Origin of the sequence: Emticicia sp. (genome assembly GCF_043780375.1) — a bacterium.
Taxonomy (GTDB): Bacteria; Bacteroidota; Bacteroidia; order Cytophagales; family Spirosomataceae; genus Emticicia.
Window position 1 is genome coordinate 19,579 of the sequence record NZ_JAYWCU010000189.1, and the last position, 19,845, is coordinate 39,423.

At 36.7% G+C, this 19,845-nt stretch carries 16 protein-coding genes and 1 riboswitch; of the genes, 6 read left to right on the plus strand and 10 right to left on the minus strand.

All coding sequences use genetic code 11. From position 1 onward, the window contains the following. Positions 1-73: 73 nt before the first annotated feature. The 5 genes from uvrA to mutL all read right to left on the minus strand — a co-directional run bounded on the left by uvrA (position 74) and on the right by mutL (position 8,661). A complete protein-coding gene (gene uvrA / locus ACH2CJ_RS15280) occupies positions 74-2,920 on the minus strand; it encodes an excinuclease ABC subunit UvrA (RefSeq protein WP_394993816.1) in 2,847 nt (948 codons plus the stop codon). 72 nt (positions 2,921-2,992) lie between these two features. After that, positions 2,993-4,927, minus strand: a complete 1,935-nt coding sequence (gene dxs, locus ACH2CJ_RS15285) for a 1-deoxy-D-xylulose-5-phosphate synthase (protein ID WP_394993817.1) — start codon at positions 4,925-4,927, stop codon at positions 2,993-2,995. Positions 4,928-5,078: 151 nt separating this feature from the next. Next, positions 5,079-5,990, minus strand: coding sequence for a rhomboid family intramembrane serine protease (locus ACH2CJ_RS15290; RefSeq protein ID WP_394993818.1), 912 nt, complete (start codon positions 5,988-5,990; stop codon positions 5,079-5,081). Between the two features lie 52 nt (positions 5,991-6,042). Further along, on the minus strand, positions 6,043-6,681 hold the full coding sequence (locus tag ACH2CJ_RS15295) for a rhomboid family intramembrane serine protease (protein ID WP_394993819.1): 639 nt from the start codon (positions 6,679-6,681) through the stop codon (positions 6,043-6,045). Positions 6,682-6,780: 99 nt separating this feature from the next. Continuing rightward, positions 6,781-8,661 (minus strand): DNA mismatch repair endonuclease MutL, encoded by a 1,881-nt coding sequence (mutL, locus tag ACH2CJ_RS15300; protein ID WP_394993820.1) that lies wholly within the window; start codon positions 8,659-8,661, stop codon positions 6,781-6,783. A gap of 232 nt (positions 8,662-8,893) precedes the next feature. Between mutL and ACH2CJ_RS15305 the strand changes: the two genes are divergently transcribed. After that, positions 8,894-9,418 carry a DUF2911 domain-containing protein gene (locus ACH2CJ_RS15305; protein ID WP_394993821.1) on the plus strand — a complete coding sequence of 175 codons (525 nt, stop codon included), beginning with the start codon at positions 8,894-8,896 and terminating at the stop codon, positions 9,416-9,418. 93 nt (positions 9,419-9,511) lie between these two features. Here ACH2CJ_RS15305 and ACH2CJ_RS15310 read toward each other — a convergent pair whose 3' ends face one another. From ACH2CJ_RS15310 to ACH2CJ_RS15320, 3 genes are read right to left on the minus strand one after another with little or no spacing between them, the layout of a single operon-like run. Continuing rightward, a complete protein-coding gene (locus tag ACH2CJ_RS15310; RefSeq protein WP_394993822.1) occupies positions 9,512-10,015 on the minus strand; it encodes a GNAT family N-acetyltransferase in 504 nt (167 codons plus the stop codon). Then, positions 10,015-10,437, minus strand: a complete 423-nt coding sequence (locus tag ACH2CJ_RS15315; RefSeq protein ID WP_394993823.1) for a barstar family protein — start codon at positions 10,435-10,437, stop codon at positions 10,015-10,017. The genes ACH2CJ_RS15310 and ACH2CJ_RS15315 overlap by 1 nt, the downstream gene beginning before the upstream one ends. Before the next feature lie 43 nt (positions 10,438-10,480). Further along, a complete protein-coding gene (locus tag ACH2CJ_RS15320; RefSeq protein ID WP_394993824.1) occupies positions 10,481-10,777 on the minus strand; it encodes a muconolactone Delta-isomerase family protein in 297 nt (98 codons plus the stop codon). A 149-nt stretch (positions 10,778-10,926) separates the two neighbouring features. Next, positions 10,927-11,024: riboswitch (TPP riboswitch) on the plus strand. 122 nt (positions 11,025-11,146) lie between these two features. Between ACH2CJ_RS15320 and ACH2CJ_RS15325 the strand changes: the two genes are divergently transcribed. Further along, on the plus strand, positions 11,147-13,354 hold the full coding sequence (locus ACH2CJ_RS15325) for a TonB-dependent receptor (protein ID WP_394993825.1): 2,208 nt from the start codon (positions 11,147-11,149) through the stop codon (positions 13,352-13,354). Positions 13,355-13,476: 122 nt separating this feature from the next. Here the strand turns inward: ACH2CJ_RS15325 and ACH2CJ_RS15330 are convergent, their stop codons facing one another. Further along, positions 13,477-14,229: a DeoR/GlpR family DNA-binding transcription regulator gene (locus ACH2CJ_RS15330; RefSeq protein WP_394993826.1), complete on the minus strand. Its 753-nt coding sequence runs from the start codon at positions 14,227-14,229 to the stop codon at positions 13,477-13,479. Between the two features lie 303 nt (positions 14,230-14,532). Then, positions 14,533-14,892, minus strand: a complete 360-nt coding sequence (gene crcB / locus ACH2CJ_RS15335) for a fluoride efflux transporter CrcB (protein ID WP_394993827.1) — start codon at positions 14,890-14,892, stop codon at positions 14,533-14,535. 164 nt (positions 14,893-15,056) lie between these two features. Here crcB and ACH2CJ_RS15340 point away from each other — a divergent pair, with 164 nt between their 5' ends. The 4 genes from ACH2CJ_RS15340 to ACH2CJ_RS15355 all read left to right on the plus strand — a co-directional run bounded on the left by ACH2CJ_RS15340 (position 15,057) and on the right by ACH2CJ_RS15355 (position 19,686). After that, the gene (locus tag ACH2CJ_RS15340) at positions 15,057-16,397 is read left to right on the plus strand and encodes an APC family permease (RefSeq protein WP_394993828.1); all 1,341 of its coding nucleotides are present in this window, start codon (positions 15,057-15,059) and stop codon (positions 16,395-16,397) included. A gap of 23 nt (positions 16,398-16,420) precedes the next feature. Next, entirely contained in the window at positions 16,421-17,362 is a 942-nt protein-coding gene (locus ACH2CJ_RS15345) for a carbohydrate kinase family protein (RefSeq protein WP_394993829.1), read from the plus strand. A 96-nt stretch (positions 17,363-17,458) separates the two neighbouring features. Further along, on the plus strand, positions 17,459-18,403 hold the full coding sequence (locus tag ACH2CJ_RS15350) for an N-acetylornithine carbamoyltransferase (RefSeq protein WP_394993830.1): 945 nt from the start codon (positions 17,459-17,461) through the stop codon (positions 18,401-18,403). 119 nt (positions 18,404-18,522) lie between these two features. Then, positions 18,523-19,686 (plus strand): acyl-CoA dehydrogenase, encoded by a 1,164-nt coding sequence (locus ACH2CJ_RS15355; RefSeq protein ID WP_394993831.1) that lies wholly within the window; start codon positions 18,523-18,525, stop codon positions 19,684-19,686. The last annotated feature ends 159 nt before the right edge of the window (positions 19,687-19,845 follow it).

The following is a 19,845-nucleotide window of genomic DNA, read 5'->3' on the forward strand; positions in this document are numbered from 1 at the left end:
CTTTTTTTCTATCGAAAGGTTGCAAAGGTAAACAGAAAATCTACCTTATTGTTGAATAGAATGTGATAAGTCTCTATTTTTTCAACTCATCTTTCAAGAAATAACCCGTATAGCTACCTTTTACTTTTGCAACTTGCTCTGGAGTGCCTTCGGCGATAATATACCCGCCTTTATTGCCACCTTCGGGGCCAATATCAATTACGTGGTCAGATACTTTTATTACATCAAGATTATGTTCAATAATTAAGACGGTATTACCTTTGTCGGCTAATTTGTGAAGTACTTCGAGTAATTTCTGAATGTCTTTGAAATGAAGTCCTGTTGTTGGTTCATCTAAAATATAGATAGTTTTGCCGGTATCTTTTTTTGATAATTCTTCGGCGAGTTTTACCCTTTGAGCTTCTCCACCCGAAAGTGTGGTGGCGTGTTGCCCAAGCGTAATATAACCCAAGCCAACCTCATTCAAAATCTTTACTTTACGATTTATTTTTGGAATACTTTCAAAGAATTCGACCGCCTGTTCTACTGTCATATCCAACACATCAGCTATAGATTTTCCTTTGTATCTTACTTCCAATGTTTCACGGTTAAAACGTTTTCCTTTACAAGTTTCGCAAGCTACATGCACATCGGGCAGAAACTCCATTTCAATCTTTTTCATTCCTGCACCTTCACAATCTTCACAACGTCCGCCTTTCACATTAAACGAAAAACGCCCAGGTTTATACCCCCTAATTTTGGCTTCGGGAAGCTCTGCATAAAGGGTTCTTATTTCTGAAAACATACCTGTATATGTCGCAGGATTACTTCTTGGCGTGCGTCCAATCGGACTTTGGTCAACTTCAATTACTTTGTCCAAATGCTCTAAACCTTCGATAGATTTATGTGCCAATGGCTCTCTTTTGGAATTATAAAAATGTCTGTTTAGTACAGGATACAAGGTTTCATGAATCAATGAAGATTTTCCACTACCACTTACGCCTGTAATACAAATCATTTTACCCAAGGGTAGTTTAAGCGTTACATTTTTAAGATTATGTCCTGTCGCATCCTTGATAATCAGCATTTTGTCATTTCCTTTACGTCTTTCTTTCGGAACTTCAATATTGATTCTACCACTCAAATAATCAGACGTAATGCTATCATTTTTAAGAAACTCTTTTGGCGTACCATGCCCCACTATGTGTCCACCATGCCTGCCAGCACCTGGCCCAATGTCGAGAATATAGTCCGATTCGAGCATCATGTCTTTGTCGTGTTCAACGACCAAAACAGTATTACCTAAATCTCGTAAATCTTTTAAGGCTTGAATCAATTTTACATTATCTCGTTGGTGCAAACCAATGCTCGGCTCGTCCATAATATACAAAACGCCGACCAATTGCGTGCCTATCTGTGTAGCCAAGCGAATACGTTGAGATTCTCCTCCTGAAAGTGTTCTAAGCGGGCGATTCAAAGTTAAATAATCTAAGCCAATACCCATCAAAAAACCTATTCGCTTCCGAATTTCCTTCAAAATTTCCCGAGCAATTAAATTCTGACGATTATTCAAACGACTTTCTAAATCGACAAACCATTCTGCTATTTCCCGAATGTCCATTTCGGCTAATTCGGCAATATTTCGGTCGGCAATTTTAAAATGCAAGGATTCCTTTTTTAGTCTAAAACCATTACAATCTTGACAGGTTTTTATGACTAAAAAATCTCGTACCCAATCTTGGATTTTGTCATTATCAGAGTCTTGCTGACGTTTCAAGAAGGTGATTACCCCCTCAAAAGTAGTATTCCATTCTGTACCAGGATATTTTTTTGATGGAACTGGAAGTGGTTCTTCACTGCCATAAAGTATTGTTTTTAGAGCTTCTTCAGGAATTTTATTGATTGGAGTGGAAATATTTGATTTATAGGCTTTCAGAATCACCTCAATTTGCTTAAAAATCCATAAATCACGGTATTCGCCCAGAGGAGCAATGCCTCCACGAGTGATAGACAAAGTTTTGTCAGGAATAATAGATTCTTCTGTAATTTCTTCAACCGTACCCAAACCATTGCAAGTTGGACAAGCCCCATAAGGAGAGTTGAACGAAAAACTATTGGGTGAAGGGTCTTCATAAGAAATACCCGATTCGGGGTCAGTCAGATTTTGCGAAAAATATTGTGTTTTATGTTTCGCATCTAAAAGCATCATTGAGCCTTTGCCTTGCTTTAAGGACGTGCCAACCGATTGACTTAAACGATAACGATCTTCATTTTTAGGAATGACTCGGTCAATAACAATTTCAATATCATGAATTTTATAACGGTCAAGTTGCATTTTTGGATTAATTTCCAAAACTTCGCCATCAACTCTAACTTTGTTATAGCCAAGCTTTGCAATCTGAACAAATAGCTCACGATAATGCCCTTTGCGGCCCTTTACCACAGGAGCGAGTAGCGTAACCTTCTGATTATCAAATTGTTGTAAAATTTGGTCAATGATTTGGTCTTGCGTTTGCTTAACCATTTTATTACCTGTAACATAACTTACTGCTTCGCCTGCACGAGCAAAAAATAAGCGTAAAAAGTCGTAAATTTCAGTAGTTGTACCGACCGTAGAGCGAGGGTTTTTGGAAGTAGTTTTTTGTTCGATAGAAATAACGGGCGAAAGTCCATTGATTTTATCAACATCCGGACGCTCCATATTGCCTATAAAACTACGGGCGTAGGCAGAGAAACTTTCCATATAGCGGCGTTGTCCTTCTGCATAAATGGTGTCAAATGCCAAGGAAGATTTCCCGCTTCCCGAAATTCCAGTGATGACAACCAGTTTATTTCGGGGAATAATTACATCAATATTTTTAAGATTATGCTCTCTCGCTCCCAGTACTTCGATTTGCTCAAAGCCTGTAAGCTCAATATCATTTAGTTTTTTATTGCTCACTATCTACGCAGATTTTTTTCTACAAAGATAACGAAAAAAGTAAGGTGGTGGTTCAGAAAATACTAGTGTACTTTAGTAAACCGAAATCTCGGCATCGACCATTTCTCTTACTGCCTCAGCAATTCCTTCTGAATCGAAGCCACATTCGTGGTGAAGTTCGAGTTGTTCGCCATGTTCAACAACTCGGTCAGGAATACCTAAACGTTTGAGTTTTGCAGAATAACTATTATCAGCCATAAATTCTAAAACTGCACTTCCCATACCACCTTGCACACAACCATCTTCTACGGTAATCACTTTAGTGAATTTTTGAAAAACCTCATGCAATAATACTTCATCCAAAGGTTTTACGAAACGCAAATCATAATGTGCGGCATTAATGCCTTCATTTTCGAGTGTTTCGCAGGCTTTTACTGCATAATTGCCAATGTGTCCGATGGTTAAAATGGCTACGTCTTCACCTTCTTTTACTTTTTGCCCTTTTCCTATTTCAAGTTTTTGCAAAGGTCTTTTCCAATCGGGCATTACACCTTCGCCACGTGGATAACGAATGGTAAAGGCTGTTTTTAACTTTTGAGATTCGTCCAATTGAAACGTAAACATCATATTTCGCAATTCTTCCTCATTCATTGGCGATGCAACAACCATATTTGGAATACATCTCATGTAAGCAATGTCATACGCCCCATGGTGCGTAGGGCCATCAGCTCCTGCAAAACCTGCACGGTCAAGACAAAAAATGACAGGAAGTTGTTGCAAACATACATCATGAATGACTTGGTCATAAGCACGTTGCATGAATGTTGAGTAAATATTGCAATAAACAACCAAACCTTGCGTAGCCATACCTGCCGAAAAGGTAACGGCGTGTTGTTCGGCAATACCCACATCAAAAGCACGGTCGGGCATAGCTTTCATCATAATATTCAATGATGAACCCGAAGGCATTGCTGGTGTTACGCCTACAATTTTATTATTATTTTCTGCTAATTCTACAATCGTATTTCCAAAAACATCTTGGTATTTTGGAGGCATGGGTTTATCAAAAACCTTTTTTTGAATAACGCCCGTAACTTTATCAAAAAGCCCAGGAGCGTGCCATTTTGTTTGGTCTTTTTCGGCTGGAGCATAGCCTTTACCCTTTACGGTCAAACAATGTAGAATTTTTGGTCCAGGAATATGCTTTAAATCTTCCAAAACGCTAACCAAATGGTCGATATCATGACCGTCGATTGGTCCAAAATAACGGAGATTGAGTGCTTCAAAAAAATTGCTTTGGCTCAACAAAGCCCCTTTCATGGCATTTTCTACTTTGGCAACTATTTTTCTGGCACTTTTACCAAAATGACTCATATTGCCAAGCAATTGCCACACATCATCTTTTACAGTATTATATGTTTTTGAGGTGGTTATGTCTGTCAAATATTCTTTTAAGGCTCCCACATTTGGGTCGATAGCCATGCAATTATCATTCAAGATAATCAAAATATTAGCATCTTTTAATGAGCCAGCATGATTCATTCCCTCAAAAGCCATTCCTGCGGTCATTGAGCCATCTCCAATGATTGCAATATGTTGGCGTTGCGACTCACCCTTAATGTTTGATGCAACCGCCATGCCCAAAGCCGCTGAAATAGAAGTAGAAGAGTGTCCTACGCCAAAAGTATCATATTCGCTTTCTTTTCTTTTTGGAAAACCCGAAAGCCCCCCATAAACTCGATTGGTATGAAAATCTGCTCGTCTGCCTGTCAAAAGTTTATGTCCGTAGGCTTGGTGTCCTACGTCCCATACTAATTGGTCATCGGGAGTATTAAAAACATAATGAAGGGCTACGGTTAATTCAACTACACCTAAGCTCGAACTAAAATGTCCACCATAAATCGACACCATGTCAATAATATATTGGCGTAGTTCGTCTGCTACTTGTGGTAGCTTTGAACGGTCAATTTTTCGTAAATCGGCAGGGTAGTTGATGTCTTTTAGTATTTCACCAGGGGTTATGAGCATATCTTTTGACCAATTAAGGTTAGAATGTCTTTTTAAAACTGAACAAAGTTAAAATTGTTCGATTTTGAAGAGAATATTTACGTATAGTGGTTTTTTTACTATAGCAATTTATAAAATGGTGGTACAAATGTACGATTTTTTTAAATCCTCTTCAATCTTTTTTCTGACTTGCTCGGTAGAGCTTTTGTTTTTCTTCTTTGGTCAAACTTTCGTAGCCCGACTTGCCAATTTTGTCTAAAATGGCATCAACTTCATCTTGATCGGGAAAGTAATTAGGGTCAAGATTGGTATTACTGCTACCGATTTTGCTTGCGACAGTAGATTCACTATATTTTCGTTGTGGAATTTTTGCTTGTGGTTTGGCTATCCAAAAATTACTCCACCAATCACTTATTGCTTCAACAGGACTTCCTAAATCTACTCCTTTTTTTAATAAATAAATATACGAATAACCCGAAATTGCTCCGCCCAAATGTGAAATACCACTACTCGGAACGATGAATGAAATCAAAAGGAAAGCCCATGCCAAATATTTGATTTTGATAAGTACTATGCCAAACAAGTAAAATTCGTATTCGGGCAGAAGTGCTACAGCGGCAAACATAACAGCATAAACCGCAGCCGAAGCTCCTAAAATATTAGGACTAATATTATTTATCTGTGGCCAGAGAGTCAATAAATTATAAATGGCAATATAAAAAAGCCCACTTACCAAACCACCAATAATATAGATATTCAATAGTTTTCGACTTCCGATAAACTCTTGCACTAAAGTTCCGAACCAATAGAGAGTAAGCATATTGAACAACAAATGGAAGAAACCATCGTGGCTGAAACAATAGGTAACAAGTGTCCAAGGTTTTTGAATAAACTCGATTATTGGGGCAATCAACTCGAAATTTTTCGTGATGGTATTGCTAATTGCAGCTCCTCGTGGCATGAAAGAAAAAATAAAACCAAGTAGGATTAAAGACAAGAACACTGCCGCATTGATGAGCATTAATTGCACCAATGTGTTGCCTTTTCTGAAAGGATTCTTTATGTCGTCTATAAAACTTGCCACTTTTTAGTAAAATCTATCGGGCGGCGTTCCGCCTTTCGTTTTGTTTCATTAATTAGTAAAATCTATCTTTCTTTTTATTCCAATAATTTATTAATAAAACACCAAAAATTAAGCCTCCAATATGAGCAAAATGTGCTACGCCCGGCATAATATTATATACTCCCGAAAAAATCTCGAAAAGAGCATATAAAGATACTAAATATTTTGCTTTTATAGGTATTGGTAACGGAAAAATTATCATTTCAGTATTTGGGAATAACCTTGCAAACGCTCCCAACATTCCAAATATTGCTCCCGATGCTCCAACCATTGGCGTACTCATCATTATTGCATATTCGGGAGAATCAATCGTATACTTTGAAATTTCATAAATATTAATGCTTCCATAGAGCAAACAAGCTCCAATTCCCGAAACAATATATAAAATCAAAAAACGCTTACTTCCCATAAAACGTTCGAGCATCGGCCCAAACATAAACAAGCCAAACATATTACTAAAAATATGCCCCGAACTACCGTGCAGAAACATATACGAGAAAATCTGTATTGGGTTGAATAAACCCATTTCTTGCAACGAAAAATTATGGTAAGCAAAGGTCGTTTCTAAATCTATTCGGAGAAAACTTTGAATCATATAGACAGCAATGTTTGCTATCAATAAGTTACGGACAATAGGTGTAATTTGGAACATATTTTTATTTTGCTTTTAGCTACGAGCGGAGTTTCGCTTGGCTATAAGCTTTTTCTTTTTTTAATTGTTGATGATTGGTATTGTTCAATCATTAAATATTCATTTCTTACTCAATAACTCTGCTAAACGGTCTAACGATAAAATCGTCATGATTGGTTCGCCGTTTGGCGTATAGTTCGGCACAGCGGTTTCAAAAAGTTGATGAATAAGCAAATTTATCTCAATTTTTGATAATTCTCCCATGTATTTTGACGAGGAACGCTTTGAAAACGAACGAGCAATATTTTCTACTCTATCTAACTGTAAATCGGCTTGGTTAGTTTTGAATTGCTGTACCAAGCCTTCAAAAATCTCTTTTTCGTTTTCTTCTTGTACTTCGGGCGGTACGCCATTTATTTTTATGGTATTTTGTCCAAACTCTTCAAACGAAAAACCCAAAGCACGAATTTCTTCTTGAATTTCCATAACTAACTGAAAATCAGATACTTGCAAGTCTAAAGTTTTCGGAAAAAGTAATTGTTGAGTAAACGATTTTTTGTTTTTTAAATTGTTGAAATATTTTTCGTATAAAATTCGCTCATAAGCCGCACGTTGGTCAATGAGCATCAGACCGCTTTTTGCCTGTGCCACAATGAAGCGATTTTGAATTTGAATGGCACTAATTTCTTGTATTTCTGCAATCCTTTTTCCTTCGTCCGAAATATCGTTAGCTTTACTGCCCATTGTCATCGGCTCAAACTCAAGATTTGCTTGATTATTTGGTTTAAAGCCTTCTATGCCGTCGAATAGTTTTCTCCAATTTTCAGTATTTATTCTTTCTCGATAATCATCTTTGGGTATCGGAGGCAAAGATGATTGCTGACGAGATTTTTCAAAATCAGAAACACCTGAAAATGAAGGATTGATGTTTGCTGAATTGTCGTTAAAACGATTGGTTGAAGTAAGATTACTAAAATTTATATCTGACTCAAAATCAATAGTTGGCGTAAGGTTATAAACACCTATTGCTCGCCGAACTGCCGACCGAATAATAGCGTAAACAGCACGCTCATCATCAAACTTTATCTCAGTTTTGGTCGGATGGATATTAATATCAACGTGAGAAGGGTCAATTTCTATAAATAAAACATAGAATGGACTACTTCCTTCGGGAATGGTTGCCTCAAATGCACTCAATACCGAATGGTGTAAGTAGTTATGTTTAATGTAACGCTTATTGACAAAGAAAAACTGTTCGCCACGACCTTTTTTTGCAGATTCGGGTTTGCCTACATAACCTGTAATATTCACAAAGGGCGTTTCTTCCTCACAAGTTGCTAATTGCTCACGGTAAGTTTTGCCAAAAATATCAACAATTCGTTTGCTCAACTTTCCTGCAGGAAGATTATAAACCTCTACGTCATTATGATAAAGTGTAAAAGCAATATCGGGATGAGCCAAAGAAACACGCTGAAATTCGTCAAGCACGTGTTTCATCTCAACAGGATTTGATTTTAGAAAATTTCGACGAGCAGGAACATTGAAAAAAAGGTTTTTTACTTGAAAATTTGTTCCTTTTGGGCAAGAAACAGACTCTTGTGTTTTTAATTCTGAGCCTTCAATACGAATCAAAGTACCTATTTCGTCAGTCATTCGTCGGCTACGAAGTTCAATTTGGGCAATGGCGGCAATTGAAGCTAAGGCTTCCCCCCGAAAACCCATTGTTAGAATTGAGAAAAGGTCGTCGGCTGTACGAATTTTAGACGTTGCGTGTCGTTCAAAGCTCATTCTGGCGTCTGTAGCAGACATTCCCATGCCATCATCAATGACTTGAATGAGCGTTCTACCAGCATCCTTCACTATGAGCTGAATATTATTTGCCCGAGCATCTATCGAATTTTCTAATAACTCTTTTACTACCGAAGCTGGTCGTTGCACAACTTCTCCCGCTGCAATTTGGTTAGCAATCGAATCTGGTAGTAAATGAATAATATCAAGCATTGGTATAAATGTGGAAAAATTACTTTTATCAGTTATTCATTTAAAAATCATAAATTATGAAGACTATTCGCTTCGGAATTGTTCATCGGTACAAATTTGTTGCTTTTCAAGGGGAATTCATTGAATAATTTAAACTTTTTTTGTTATAAGGCAATTAAATAGCCTAATATGAGTCTTTGAACTTTTTTGATTGTATAAAATGTTCATTACGAAACATTAAACCTCAACCAAAATGAACAAAATCGTAAAAATCATTTTAATTGTAGTGGCTGTATTAGCAGTTGCGTTTTTTGCTTTGCGTACTTATACAAAAAGTAAAAGTCCTGCCGAAACTGCAAAGTTTGACCAAAATGGTCTTTCAGTACAAGTTGATTATTGCCGACCTTATAAAAAAGGACGTGAAATTTTTGGTAAACTTGAACCTTACGGAAAAGTTTGGCGAACAGGAGCTAACGAAGCCACGATTTTTGATGTAAAACAAGACGTTAAAATTGGTGATAAAGCACTGAAAGCAGGAAAATATTCGCTTTGGACAATTCCTAATGTTGATAAATGGACAATTGTCTTGAATAGTGAAACTGGTCAGTGGGGAACAATGTATGACGAGAAAAAAGATGTTTTGAGAGTTGATGTTCCCGCAGGAAAAACGGCTGAAATTGTTGAGCAACTGACTATTGATTTTGCTACTGCCGAAGGCGGAAGCGATATGAGTATACGTTGGGATAATACAGAAGTAAAAGTGCCGATTAGGTTGTAGATAAGCCAATGGGTGATAGCAGAACTTCGCCCGGTCAATATATAGTATTCGTACTAAAGAGCTCACAAGGTTTATTAAATCTTGTGAGTTTTTTTATGCCTTGAATTTTACAAAAATATGCTCATCAAATAATTCATTTTCTTTAACGAGTGATTTTTTCAGAATAGCTTCTTGATGAAAACCTGCTTTTTCTAAAACCCGCATAGATGCTAAATTATACTCAAAAACACCTGTGTAAATGCGAAAAATATCGAAATTTCTAAAAGCATAATCAACAATTTCATTGATAGCTGCCGAAATAATTCCTTGTCCCCAATATTTTTCGCCGAGCCAATAACCTATTTCAGCATTTCTTTTGTAAATATCACCTTTCAATAAAACCCCAATTCCGCCAACAGCTTTTCCTTTTACTTCAATGGCAAAATTTGTTGGTGTATTTGATGCTATTTTTACCCATTCATAGGCATCATTAGGTGTGTAAGGGTGCGGAAAAACATCTTTCAAATTTCTCCAAATCTTATGATTATTGGCATTTTCTGAGAGAGAGTCTTCATCGCCTGACTGCCATTGACGAAGGGTATAGTTTTGACTTATCATCACTTTTCTTCATAGCTAATTTCTTGACTATTAAGCAATTTGACGATTCGCTCGCTGGGCGAAAAAGCGATAATTATTTCTTTTTTCGGTAAATTATCATCTTCGTCAATCCATTCCCAATCTTCACAGGTAGCATCAAGCAAATCCAGTAAGGTTGGTAATTTATCGGGATTTCGCTCTTTTTCTACAAAATGTTCGGAGTTTGAAATATAAATAGCGATTTTTTCTTGCTCAACCCATGATAAATCATTGAGCATTTCGTCGAGCGAATCAAGGTTGAAACCAAAGTTTTCGGGGAAGTCTAAACCTTTTGCAATTTCTTCATAAAAACCTCGCAAAGTATGGGCTTTCTGACCATCAATTTCGACAATATGGTAGGGTTTTAACGAATCTATATTATTAATAACGAAAAAATTAGGCATGTTTTTAATAATAAAATTAGGAGACACAATTATTTAGAATACATTAATTCAAAGAAAAAGCGGGTACTTTCATAACGATTGCGTTATTGAACATCAACTCGGTAATAGTTGGTTCTAAATAATCAATCAAAGGAAACTCATTAATGATACGCATTACTTCAAGTTCGTCTTCGGCATTTACAACGCACCACAGCCTATCTCGTTCCATTGACAGTGCGTATGACTGAATTTTTCCATCTTCCAATAAGTGATTTACAACCATTCGTTGGCTTGGAATTTTAATAACTAATTTTTCTGGAAATGGATTTGGCAATGCAAATTCTACCATAAACTGACTCATATTTTCTAAATACTTTTTGGTATAACACAATAAAACGAAACATAAAATACTTATAGTCAGCTTTTTATATATAAATCAATTTTCTTTTGAAAGAATTTTATACACTAATATAAACAAATTTTCCGAAAAAAACGTTTACTTTGCACAACTTATCTCAAAAGGGGTGCCTCAATATAACGGGCTGAGATTATACCCATCGAACCTGATGCAGGTAATGCTGCCGAAGGGAGAGAGAGCCGTTCTGTCTGGAAAATTGTTTCCCAGATAGGCTGCTCAAAACATTTAATTAAAATTTTGTCTAACCAAAAGCGGTTCGCCGCCCGACAGGATTTTACTCCTTTTTCCTGTTGTTAAAAACTTTCAAAACTAATGAAAAAATTAACAACAATTTTTCAATTATCAATTACCAATTATCCTAAATTGAAAATTCTCTTTTCTTTATTTATTGTTAATTGCTCATTAATAATTGCACAAGCACAAGACTCCACAAAAATTAGAGAGTTGAATGAGGTCGTTGTTAGCTCAACACGGGCTAATCAAAAAATGGGCATGGCTTTTACTAATGTTTATCAAAAAGACTTGAAAAAGAATAATTTAGGTCAAGATTTGCCTTTTTTATTGAATCAATTGCCTTCCGTAGTAGTGAGTTCGGATGCTGGTGCTGGTGTGGGTTACACAGGAATTCGTATTCGTGGCACTGACCCGACTCGTATCAATGTTACGCTCAATGGCGTACCTTACAACGACTCCGAGTCGCAAGGAACTTATTGGGTGAACATGCCAGATTTTGCTTCTTCGGCACAAAGTATTCAGGTACAGCGTGGTGTTGGCACTTCAACCAATGGTGCAGGAGCGTTTGGTGCAAGTATTAATATTAATACTTTAAGTTACGAACCAGATGCTTATGGCGAAACTAATTTTACGGTTGGGTCATTTAATACCTTTAAAACCAATGTTTTAGCAAGTACAGGGTTGCTCAATAATCACTTTGTGGTTGATGCTCGTTTGTCGAAATTAAGCTCAAATGGGTATATCGACCGTGCTTCTTCTGACCTTAAATCTTTTTATGTTTCGGCAGGTTATTATGGCAAAAATAGCTTTGTGAGATTCAATGCTTTTTCGGGAAAAGAAAAAACTTACCAAGCTTGGGAAGGTGTTCCTGAAAACCTATTGAAAACCAATCGCACTTTTAATCCTTATACTTATGATAACCAAGTGGACGATTATCAGCAAGACCATTATCAATTGATTTCCTCTTTCAAATTAAACCAAAACTGGACGTTTAATCCTACGCTTCATTATACAAAAGGGCGTGGTTTTTATGAGCAGTTTAAAGCACAAGATAAGTATGCAAACTATGGTTTGCCAAATGTAGTTACAGGAACTGAAACAATTAAAAAAACAGATTTGGTTCGTCGTAAATGGTTAAATAATGATTTTTATGGAGTAACCTATTCGCTTGATTATCAATCGAATAAAAAGTTTTCGACAAATATTGGCGGGGCTTGGAATCAATATGATGGCGACCATTTTGGCGAAATTATTTGGGCAAAAAATGCTTCTACTTCTAATATTCGTTACCGTTGGTATGAAAGTAATGCTCTGAAAACTGATTTTAATATTTTTGGAAAAGCCTTTTATCAATTTAACGATGCTTTCAATTTGTTTGCTGATTTGCAATATAGAACGGTTCATTATGACATAAATGGCACGGGAGATAAACGTCAGAATATTACGCAAAAGGCTGCGGGCGGCGTTACGCACTATCAGTTTTTTAACCCAAAGTTTGGCGTTAATTATCAAGTAAATAAATTTTCATCAGTTTATGCTTCTTATGCCGTTGGAAACAAAGAACCGAGTCGCCAAGATTTTGTTGATAATGCCCCAAAAGCTCCACTTGCCGAAAATTTGCAAGATTTGGAAGCGGGTTATCGTTTGGCAGGAACAAAGTTTAGTTTTGATGCCAATTTTTACTATATGAACTATAAAAATCAGTTGGTGCTTACTGGGCAAGTAAATGGCGTTGGTGAATCGATTCGTATAAATGTTGCGAAGAGTTATCGTGCAGGTTTGGAGTTATCGGCAACTTGGAAATTGGCAGAGAAATGGAAATTAGCGGCGAATACGACTTTCAGCCAAAACAAAATCAAAAATTTTACAGAAACTATTGTCAATTATGATGGCGATGCAGATAAAATAAATAAGTTTGCGAAGACTGATATTTCGTTTTCGCCAAACCTGATTGCTGGTGGACAACTTACTTATGCTCCTGGCAAAAATGTTGAGTTAGCTTGGCTTTCAAAATATGTCAGCAAGCAATTTATGGATAATACTTCGGACACTCATCGTAGCTTAAATTCATTTTTTGTGAATGACATAAGAGCAAGTTATTCTATTAAGCCAAAGTTTGTTAAAGAACTTACTTTCAGTTTGTTAGTCAATAACTTATTCAATCATTTATACGAATCGAACGGTTATACGTATAGCTATATTTCGGAAAAACAGACCGTAACCGAAAACTTTTATTACCCACAGGCAGGCACTAATTTCTTGTTGGCAGTAAAAGTGAGGTTATGATTTTAAATATTTGAGTTTAAAAGCATGCCACATTTGGGCGGTATTCCGTTTAGATGTGGCATGTTTGATTTTCTAAAAAAACTAAAAAAATCATCAACCATGGTCTAATTGGCTACTAACTATTACACAATCTCCACACCTAATTTTTGAAAATCTTTTAGAGCATTATCAGTCGGTTTTAGATTTGTAATCATCATATCAAGTTGCTGGAAATTACAAACTTTGTAGGCTTCCTGCACATCTATTTTTTCTTCGATAATACAGCAAATCGTTTTTTTTGCTGCTTGCATCATTTGTTGCTTAATTAATGACTCTTCATAATGCCTGATACTTAAGCCTTTATCTATATGTACGCCATTGACACCCATAAAATAATAATCGGCGTTGATATGTGCCAATTGACTCGAAACTTCACTTCCAAGTGTAATTTGGTAACGTTTATAGTAGCTTCCACCGAGTAGAATTACTTCAATTTTTGGGTGTTCATTAAGTGCCATTGCCAAAGGAGGGCTATTGGTTATAATAGTAGCCTCCAATGTTTTAGGTAGTTGTTCTGCCATAAAAAAATTAGTCGTACCGCCGTCCATGATGATAGTTTGGCGATTTTCAAATAGTTTTTGAGCTTTTTTCGATACAGTTGCCAATTCTTCGCTACTGTTTGCTCCATATTTTTTAGTACCTAAAATCGACAAATAAGAGTTGGCTACAGCTCCACCATGAACTTTTTTCAGGAAGCCTTTATCTTCTAATTCGATAATATCACGGCGAATACTATCATAAGAAACATCTAAAAATGTACCCAATTCGACAAAGTTTATCTTTTTGTCGGTATTGAGTTTTTCTAATATTAAGCGTTGGCGTTCTTCTTTTAGCATGGTATTGCAAGATTTTATATAAGTATTGCAAAATAATGCAAATATTTTTTGATAACATCAAAAAAATTGCACATATTTGCATTGTTTTTTTAGAGAATAACCTATGATGAATAATAAATGCCTCTGATAGGTTGTTGGTTCGACTAACGACCTTCAAGAGATTTACTTACTTTCTTTTTTGTTTTGTACAACACTTAACCCTAAAATATATTGTCGTAGTTTTGTTTCGTAGAATTTAAGCCGAAGCATTTTGTTTCAATCTTAATTAAGAAAATGGTCAGTCGACAAACTGACCATTTTTGTTTATTTGACTATCAAAATTCCTACATAAGTAGCTAATAGGCAAATAATTACGTTCAAAAATATATTTACAAAAGCCTCAGTTGTTCGTCCTAAAATCATCAGTTGAAGCGTATCATTACTAAATGTCGAAAAGGTACTGAAACCACCGCAAAAGCCAATCGCAATTAAAGCCCGCCAAGATTCATCTATTTTATAATTACTTCCTACAAAAGACCCTAAAATAAAACTTGCAGCTATATTAATAACAAGCGTGCCGATGGGAAGAGTACTCGAAAAATTAGATTCAACAAATTTTCCTAAAAAATATCGCACTAAGCTACCCGTTCCGCCACCGATAAAAATATATAATAAGTTTTTCATGCTATATAATTTTGTTAGACAAATAGAAGTATAGACTAATGCTTTGATTATCAGTCATTTAAAAAGCAAATTTTAATAAAACTTATCTGGTATTTTATATTCTATATTCTACATTATTTTAAAATTACTATCTTCGTTTCAAAACTAAGAAAATCTTTTTATTTATGAATCAAAAAAACCAAATCGAAGATTCAAATAAACTCTTAAAGTTGCTTGGTGTTGGCTTCGGTATTGCCGTAACCATTGGTGGAACGATAGGTACAGGGATTCTCCGTAAGCCAGGCCCTATTGCTGCCAATTTAGGCAATCCTTCTCTTATTATGTTGGTTTGGGTTTTAGTAAGTATTTATGCTTTTTTTGGCGTACTTTGTACCATTGAATTAGGCGTTTCTGTGCCACGTGCAGGAGCGTGGTACGTTTATGCACGTAGAGCATTTGGTGATTATATAGGTTTTGTTACAGGGGTTACGAGTTGGTTTGGTACAGTTGCCGCCTTGGGTTTTGGTGCATATACTATGTGCGAGTATATTGCTCTTTTGTTGCCCAACACAGAGTCATTTATTCGATATATGGCAATCGGCATCTTATTTTTATTAATGGGTTTTCATTGGTTAGGGACAAAATCAGCTGGAAAATCGCAAGAAATAATGTCGTTTCTGAAAGCGGTTGGTTTATTTGCTTTTGTATTTATATGCTTTATTTATGGTGGAGATGTAAAAACACAAGATTTGGTGGCTACGACTCAAAAAGCTGCACAACCTGCACTATTGACAGGAATTATTATCGCTTTGCAACAAGTTTTTTATACATTTGATGGTTGGCATACTGCCTCGTATTTTACAGAAGAAAGCACTGATCCTGCTAAAAATTTGCCAAAATCTATGATTAGTGGGGTTTTGGTAGTTATTGCTATTTATCTGTTGGTCAACTTAGCGATTCTCTATATAATGCCAATAGATGCATTAGTTAATTCAAAATTGGCGGCAGCAGATGCCATTAAGTTAATTTTTGGAGAAAAATCAGGTAAAATCGTAACATTTTTCTTGATGATTTCAATTCTCGGAATGTTAAATGCTCAAATTATGTTTGCTCCACGAGTTATTTATTCAATGAGCAAAGATGGGCTTTTTTTTAAAGCTGCTCAAAGAGTAAATAGCGGTGGCACGCCCGCAGTAGCAATGCCCTTAACCGCTATTTGTTCAATGTTGCTAATTATTAGTGGAAAAGACACTTGCGAACGCTTATCTGACATTGCCACTTTCTTTTTTGTAATGGGCTATATGGCAGGTTTTGCCTCAGTAATTATGCTCCGAAAAAAAGAACCAAATTTGCCCCGACCTTATAAAGTAATAGGCTATCCGTTTGTGCCATATATCCTTATCGTTGTATCAGCCTTATTTCTTTTTGGAGCAGTCTATAAAGATTTCAATAGTGGCATTTATGCACTTGGTTTTTTAGTTTTGAGCTATCCACTATTTTGGCTGACGAAGAAAATTAATGAGTAATTGAAAATATACCCTAACCTATAATGTTATATAAATATGCACTTTTATCTGTTGGCGAATTGCTGGCAGATTTTATCGGAATCGAAATAGCAGAAGATATTTCAACAACCGAACGATTTCAACGTTTTCAAGGTGGAAGTCCATCAAATTTGGCAGCCAATATGGCTCGTTTGGGAAATGCCACAGCCATTGTTTCGTGCGTAGGTGATGATAATTTGGGCAAATATTTAATCGAAAAAGTGCGAGAAACAGGGGTGGATGTTAGCTATATAGCGGTTGATAAACAAGAACCTACGAGCATTGTAGTAGTGGCTCGTTCGAGAGCAACGCCCGATTTTATTGCTTACCGAACCGCCGATCGCATGATTCACCCAAAACATATTTCGGATGAATTATTAAGTCAAAGTGCTATTTTTCATACAACTTGCTTTGCTCTGAGTCAGAACCCTGCTCAAAAAACAATTGTCGATGCAGCCGAGCGAGCCGCAAAATTAGGCTGTCAGTTAAGTATAGATTTGAATTATGCTCCAACCATTTGGGCTGACCGTGAAGAAGCATGGCAAACAATTGAGGCGTATATAAAACACGGTGCTTTAGCCAAGATAAGCGAAGATGATGCCGAAAGACTTTATGACAGAAACGTTGAGCCAGAAGAGGCAATTGCAGACCTGCACCGCATGGGAGCATCTGTTGTTTGTTATACTTTGGGTGGAAGAGGTAGCATTGTTTCTTATGAAAATGGCACAAAAAGTTTTGAAATGGCTGCTCGAAAAATCGAAGTTATAGATGCCACAGGAGCAGGAGATTCTTACTGGTCGGGCTTTTTAACGGCATTTTTGGAAGGAAAAGACTTCGAAACCTGTGCAAAAGCGGGCGTAAATATTGCAGTTTTAAAACTTACAACGCTCGGCCCATTGCCAGCCAAAGTAAGTAGAACTATATTATATAACACCCCCAACCCCTAAAGGGGAGTTATGAAAAAATATTCTCCCATAAGGAGTATAGTAAATATAATTTATTTTTTACCCCCCCTTAGGGATCGGGGGTTACCAAAGAAAAAAATGAAAAACTTTATCTCTTTGCACGACGTTGAAAATGTGCAAGAATTAGTACAAGAAGGCTTGAAACAAAAGCAAAATCCTTTTGCTGACCAAAAATTGGGTAAAAATAAAACCATTGGATTACTATTTTTCAATCCAAGTCTTCGAACACGGCTAAGTACACAAAAAGCCGCCCAAAATTTGGGAATGAACGTCATGATTATGAACGTCGGGCAAGACAGTTGGCAGTTAGAAATGGACGACGACGTAATAATGAATGGTGATAAAGCCGAACACGTAAAAGAAGCCGCTGCCGTAATTGGAAGTTATTGTGATATTGTTGCGGTGCGAGCCTTTGCTGGTTTGCAAGATAGAGATGCCGATTACCGAGAAATCGTCATAGAAAAGTTTCGTCAATATGCAGGTGTTCCTATTGTCAATCTTGAATCTGCTACTCGCCATCCTTGTCAGTCTTTGGCAGATTTAATAACCATTGAAGAATTCAAGAAAACAGCTCGTCCGAAAATAGTGCTTACTTGGCTTCCGCATTTCAAGCCTTTACCACAAGCAGTAGCCAATTCGTTTGCCGAATGGGTCAATATGACCGATTATGAATTTGTTATCACGCACCCCGAAGGCTATGATCTATCTTCACAATTTGCAGGAAATACTAAAGTTATCTATAACCAAGATGAAGCCCTCAAAGGAGCTGATTTTGTTTATGGCAAAAACTGGTCTTCCTATACGCAATACGGTCAAGTGCTTACACAAGACCCATCTTGGATGATTACCAAACAAAAAATGGACTTGACCAATAATGGGCTATTTATGCACTGTCTTCCTGTGCGTAGAAATCTAAAAGTTACAGATGAAGTGCTTGATAATCAATCAGTTGTGGTTCAACAAGCTGCTAATCGTGAATGGTCAGCACAAGCAGTACTGAAGGCTATTTTGTCAGGATTATAAGATTAAAGCACGCCAGATTATTACTATTTGGCAGTGTTTTTCTTGAAAAATAACAGTATGCTTGCATACTAATTTGATTCTTTTTACTTCATATAACAACCTAAAAAACCAAGCCAATAATGGGAGCAACAACAATAGAAGGAATCAATTTTAACTTAACCGAAGAGCATTTAGCTGTGAAAGAAGCTGCTCGTGATTTTGCCCAAAACGAATTACTTCCTACGGCAATTGAGCGAGATACCCATTCAAAATTCCCCTACGAACAAGTCAAGAAAATGGGCGAATTGGGTTTTATGGGTATGATGGTTTCACCCGAATATGGAGGTGGTGGCATGGATACGATTTCGTATGTGTTGGCAATAGAAGAAATCTCGAAAGTTGATGCGTCGGCATCGGTCGTCATGTCGGTCAATAACTCGTTGGTTTGTTGGGGTTTAGAAGCGTATGGCACGGAAGAACAAAAACAAAAATATTTAACTCGCTTAGCATCGGGCGAAATCATCGGGGCTTTCTGCTTGTCAGAACCTGAAGCTGGCTCTGATGCAACTTCTCAAAAAACTACTGCCGAAGATAAAGGCGACTATTATTTGCTCAATGGTACAAAAAACTGGATTACCAATGGCGGAACAGCTTCAGTGTGTTTAGTAATGGCACAAACCCATTCTGAACTAAAACACAAGGGCATTAATTGCTTAATTGTGGAGAAGGAAATGGAGGGTTTTGTGGTTGGTAAAAAAGAAGATAAAATGGGTATTCGTTCGTCAGATACACATTCTTTGATGTTTTCGGATGTAAAAGTGCCAAAAGAAAATCGAATAGGTGCAGATGGTTTTGGGTTTAAGTTTGCTATGAGTACGCTCAATGGTGGCAGAATTGGCATTGCCGCACAAGCCTTGGGCATTGCTGCTGGTTCGTATGAATTGGCATTGAAATATTCGAAAGAAAGAAAAGCATTTGGTAAATCTATTAGCGAACACCAAGCGATACAATTCAAATTGGCTGAAATGGCAACTAAAATTGAAGCGGCTCGTTTGTTAGTTTATAAAGCCGCTCGCCAAAAAGACGAAGGTAAAGATTATGTAGAATCGGCAGCAATGGCAAAATTATTTGCATCAGACGTAGCCATGTGGGCAACCACCGAAGCCGTGCAGATTCATGGAGGATATGGTTATGTAAAAGAATATCATGTGGAGCGATTGATGCGTGATGCAAAAATTACACAAATTTATGAAGGGACATCTGAGATTCAGAAACTTGTGATTGCACGTGAGATTTTGAGATAAGATTTTACTATCTTTGTATAGTATTTTTAAAAACTATGAAAATCTATACTTATGCGTAATTTAGTAACTTTAGTTACGCACACTGATTTAGTAGAGTATTATCAGCTTTAATAACTTGGAGTTTTTTCCAAGCGGCTTTTAAGGCATTCATTGATAATA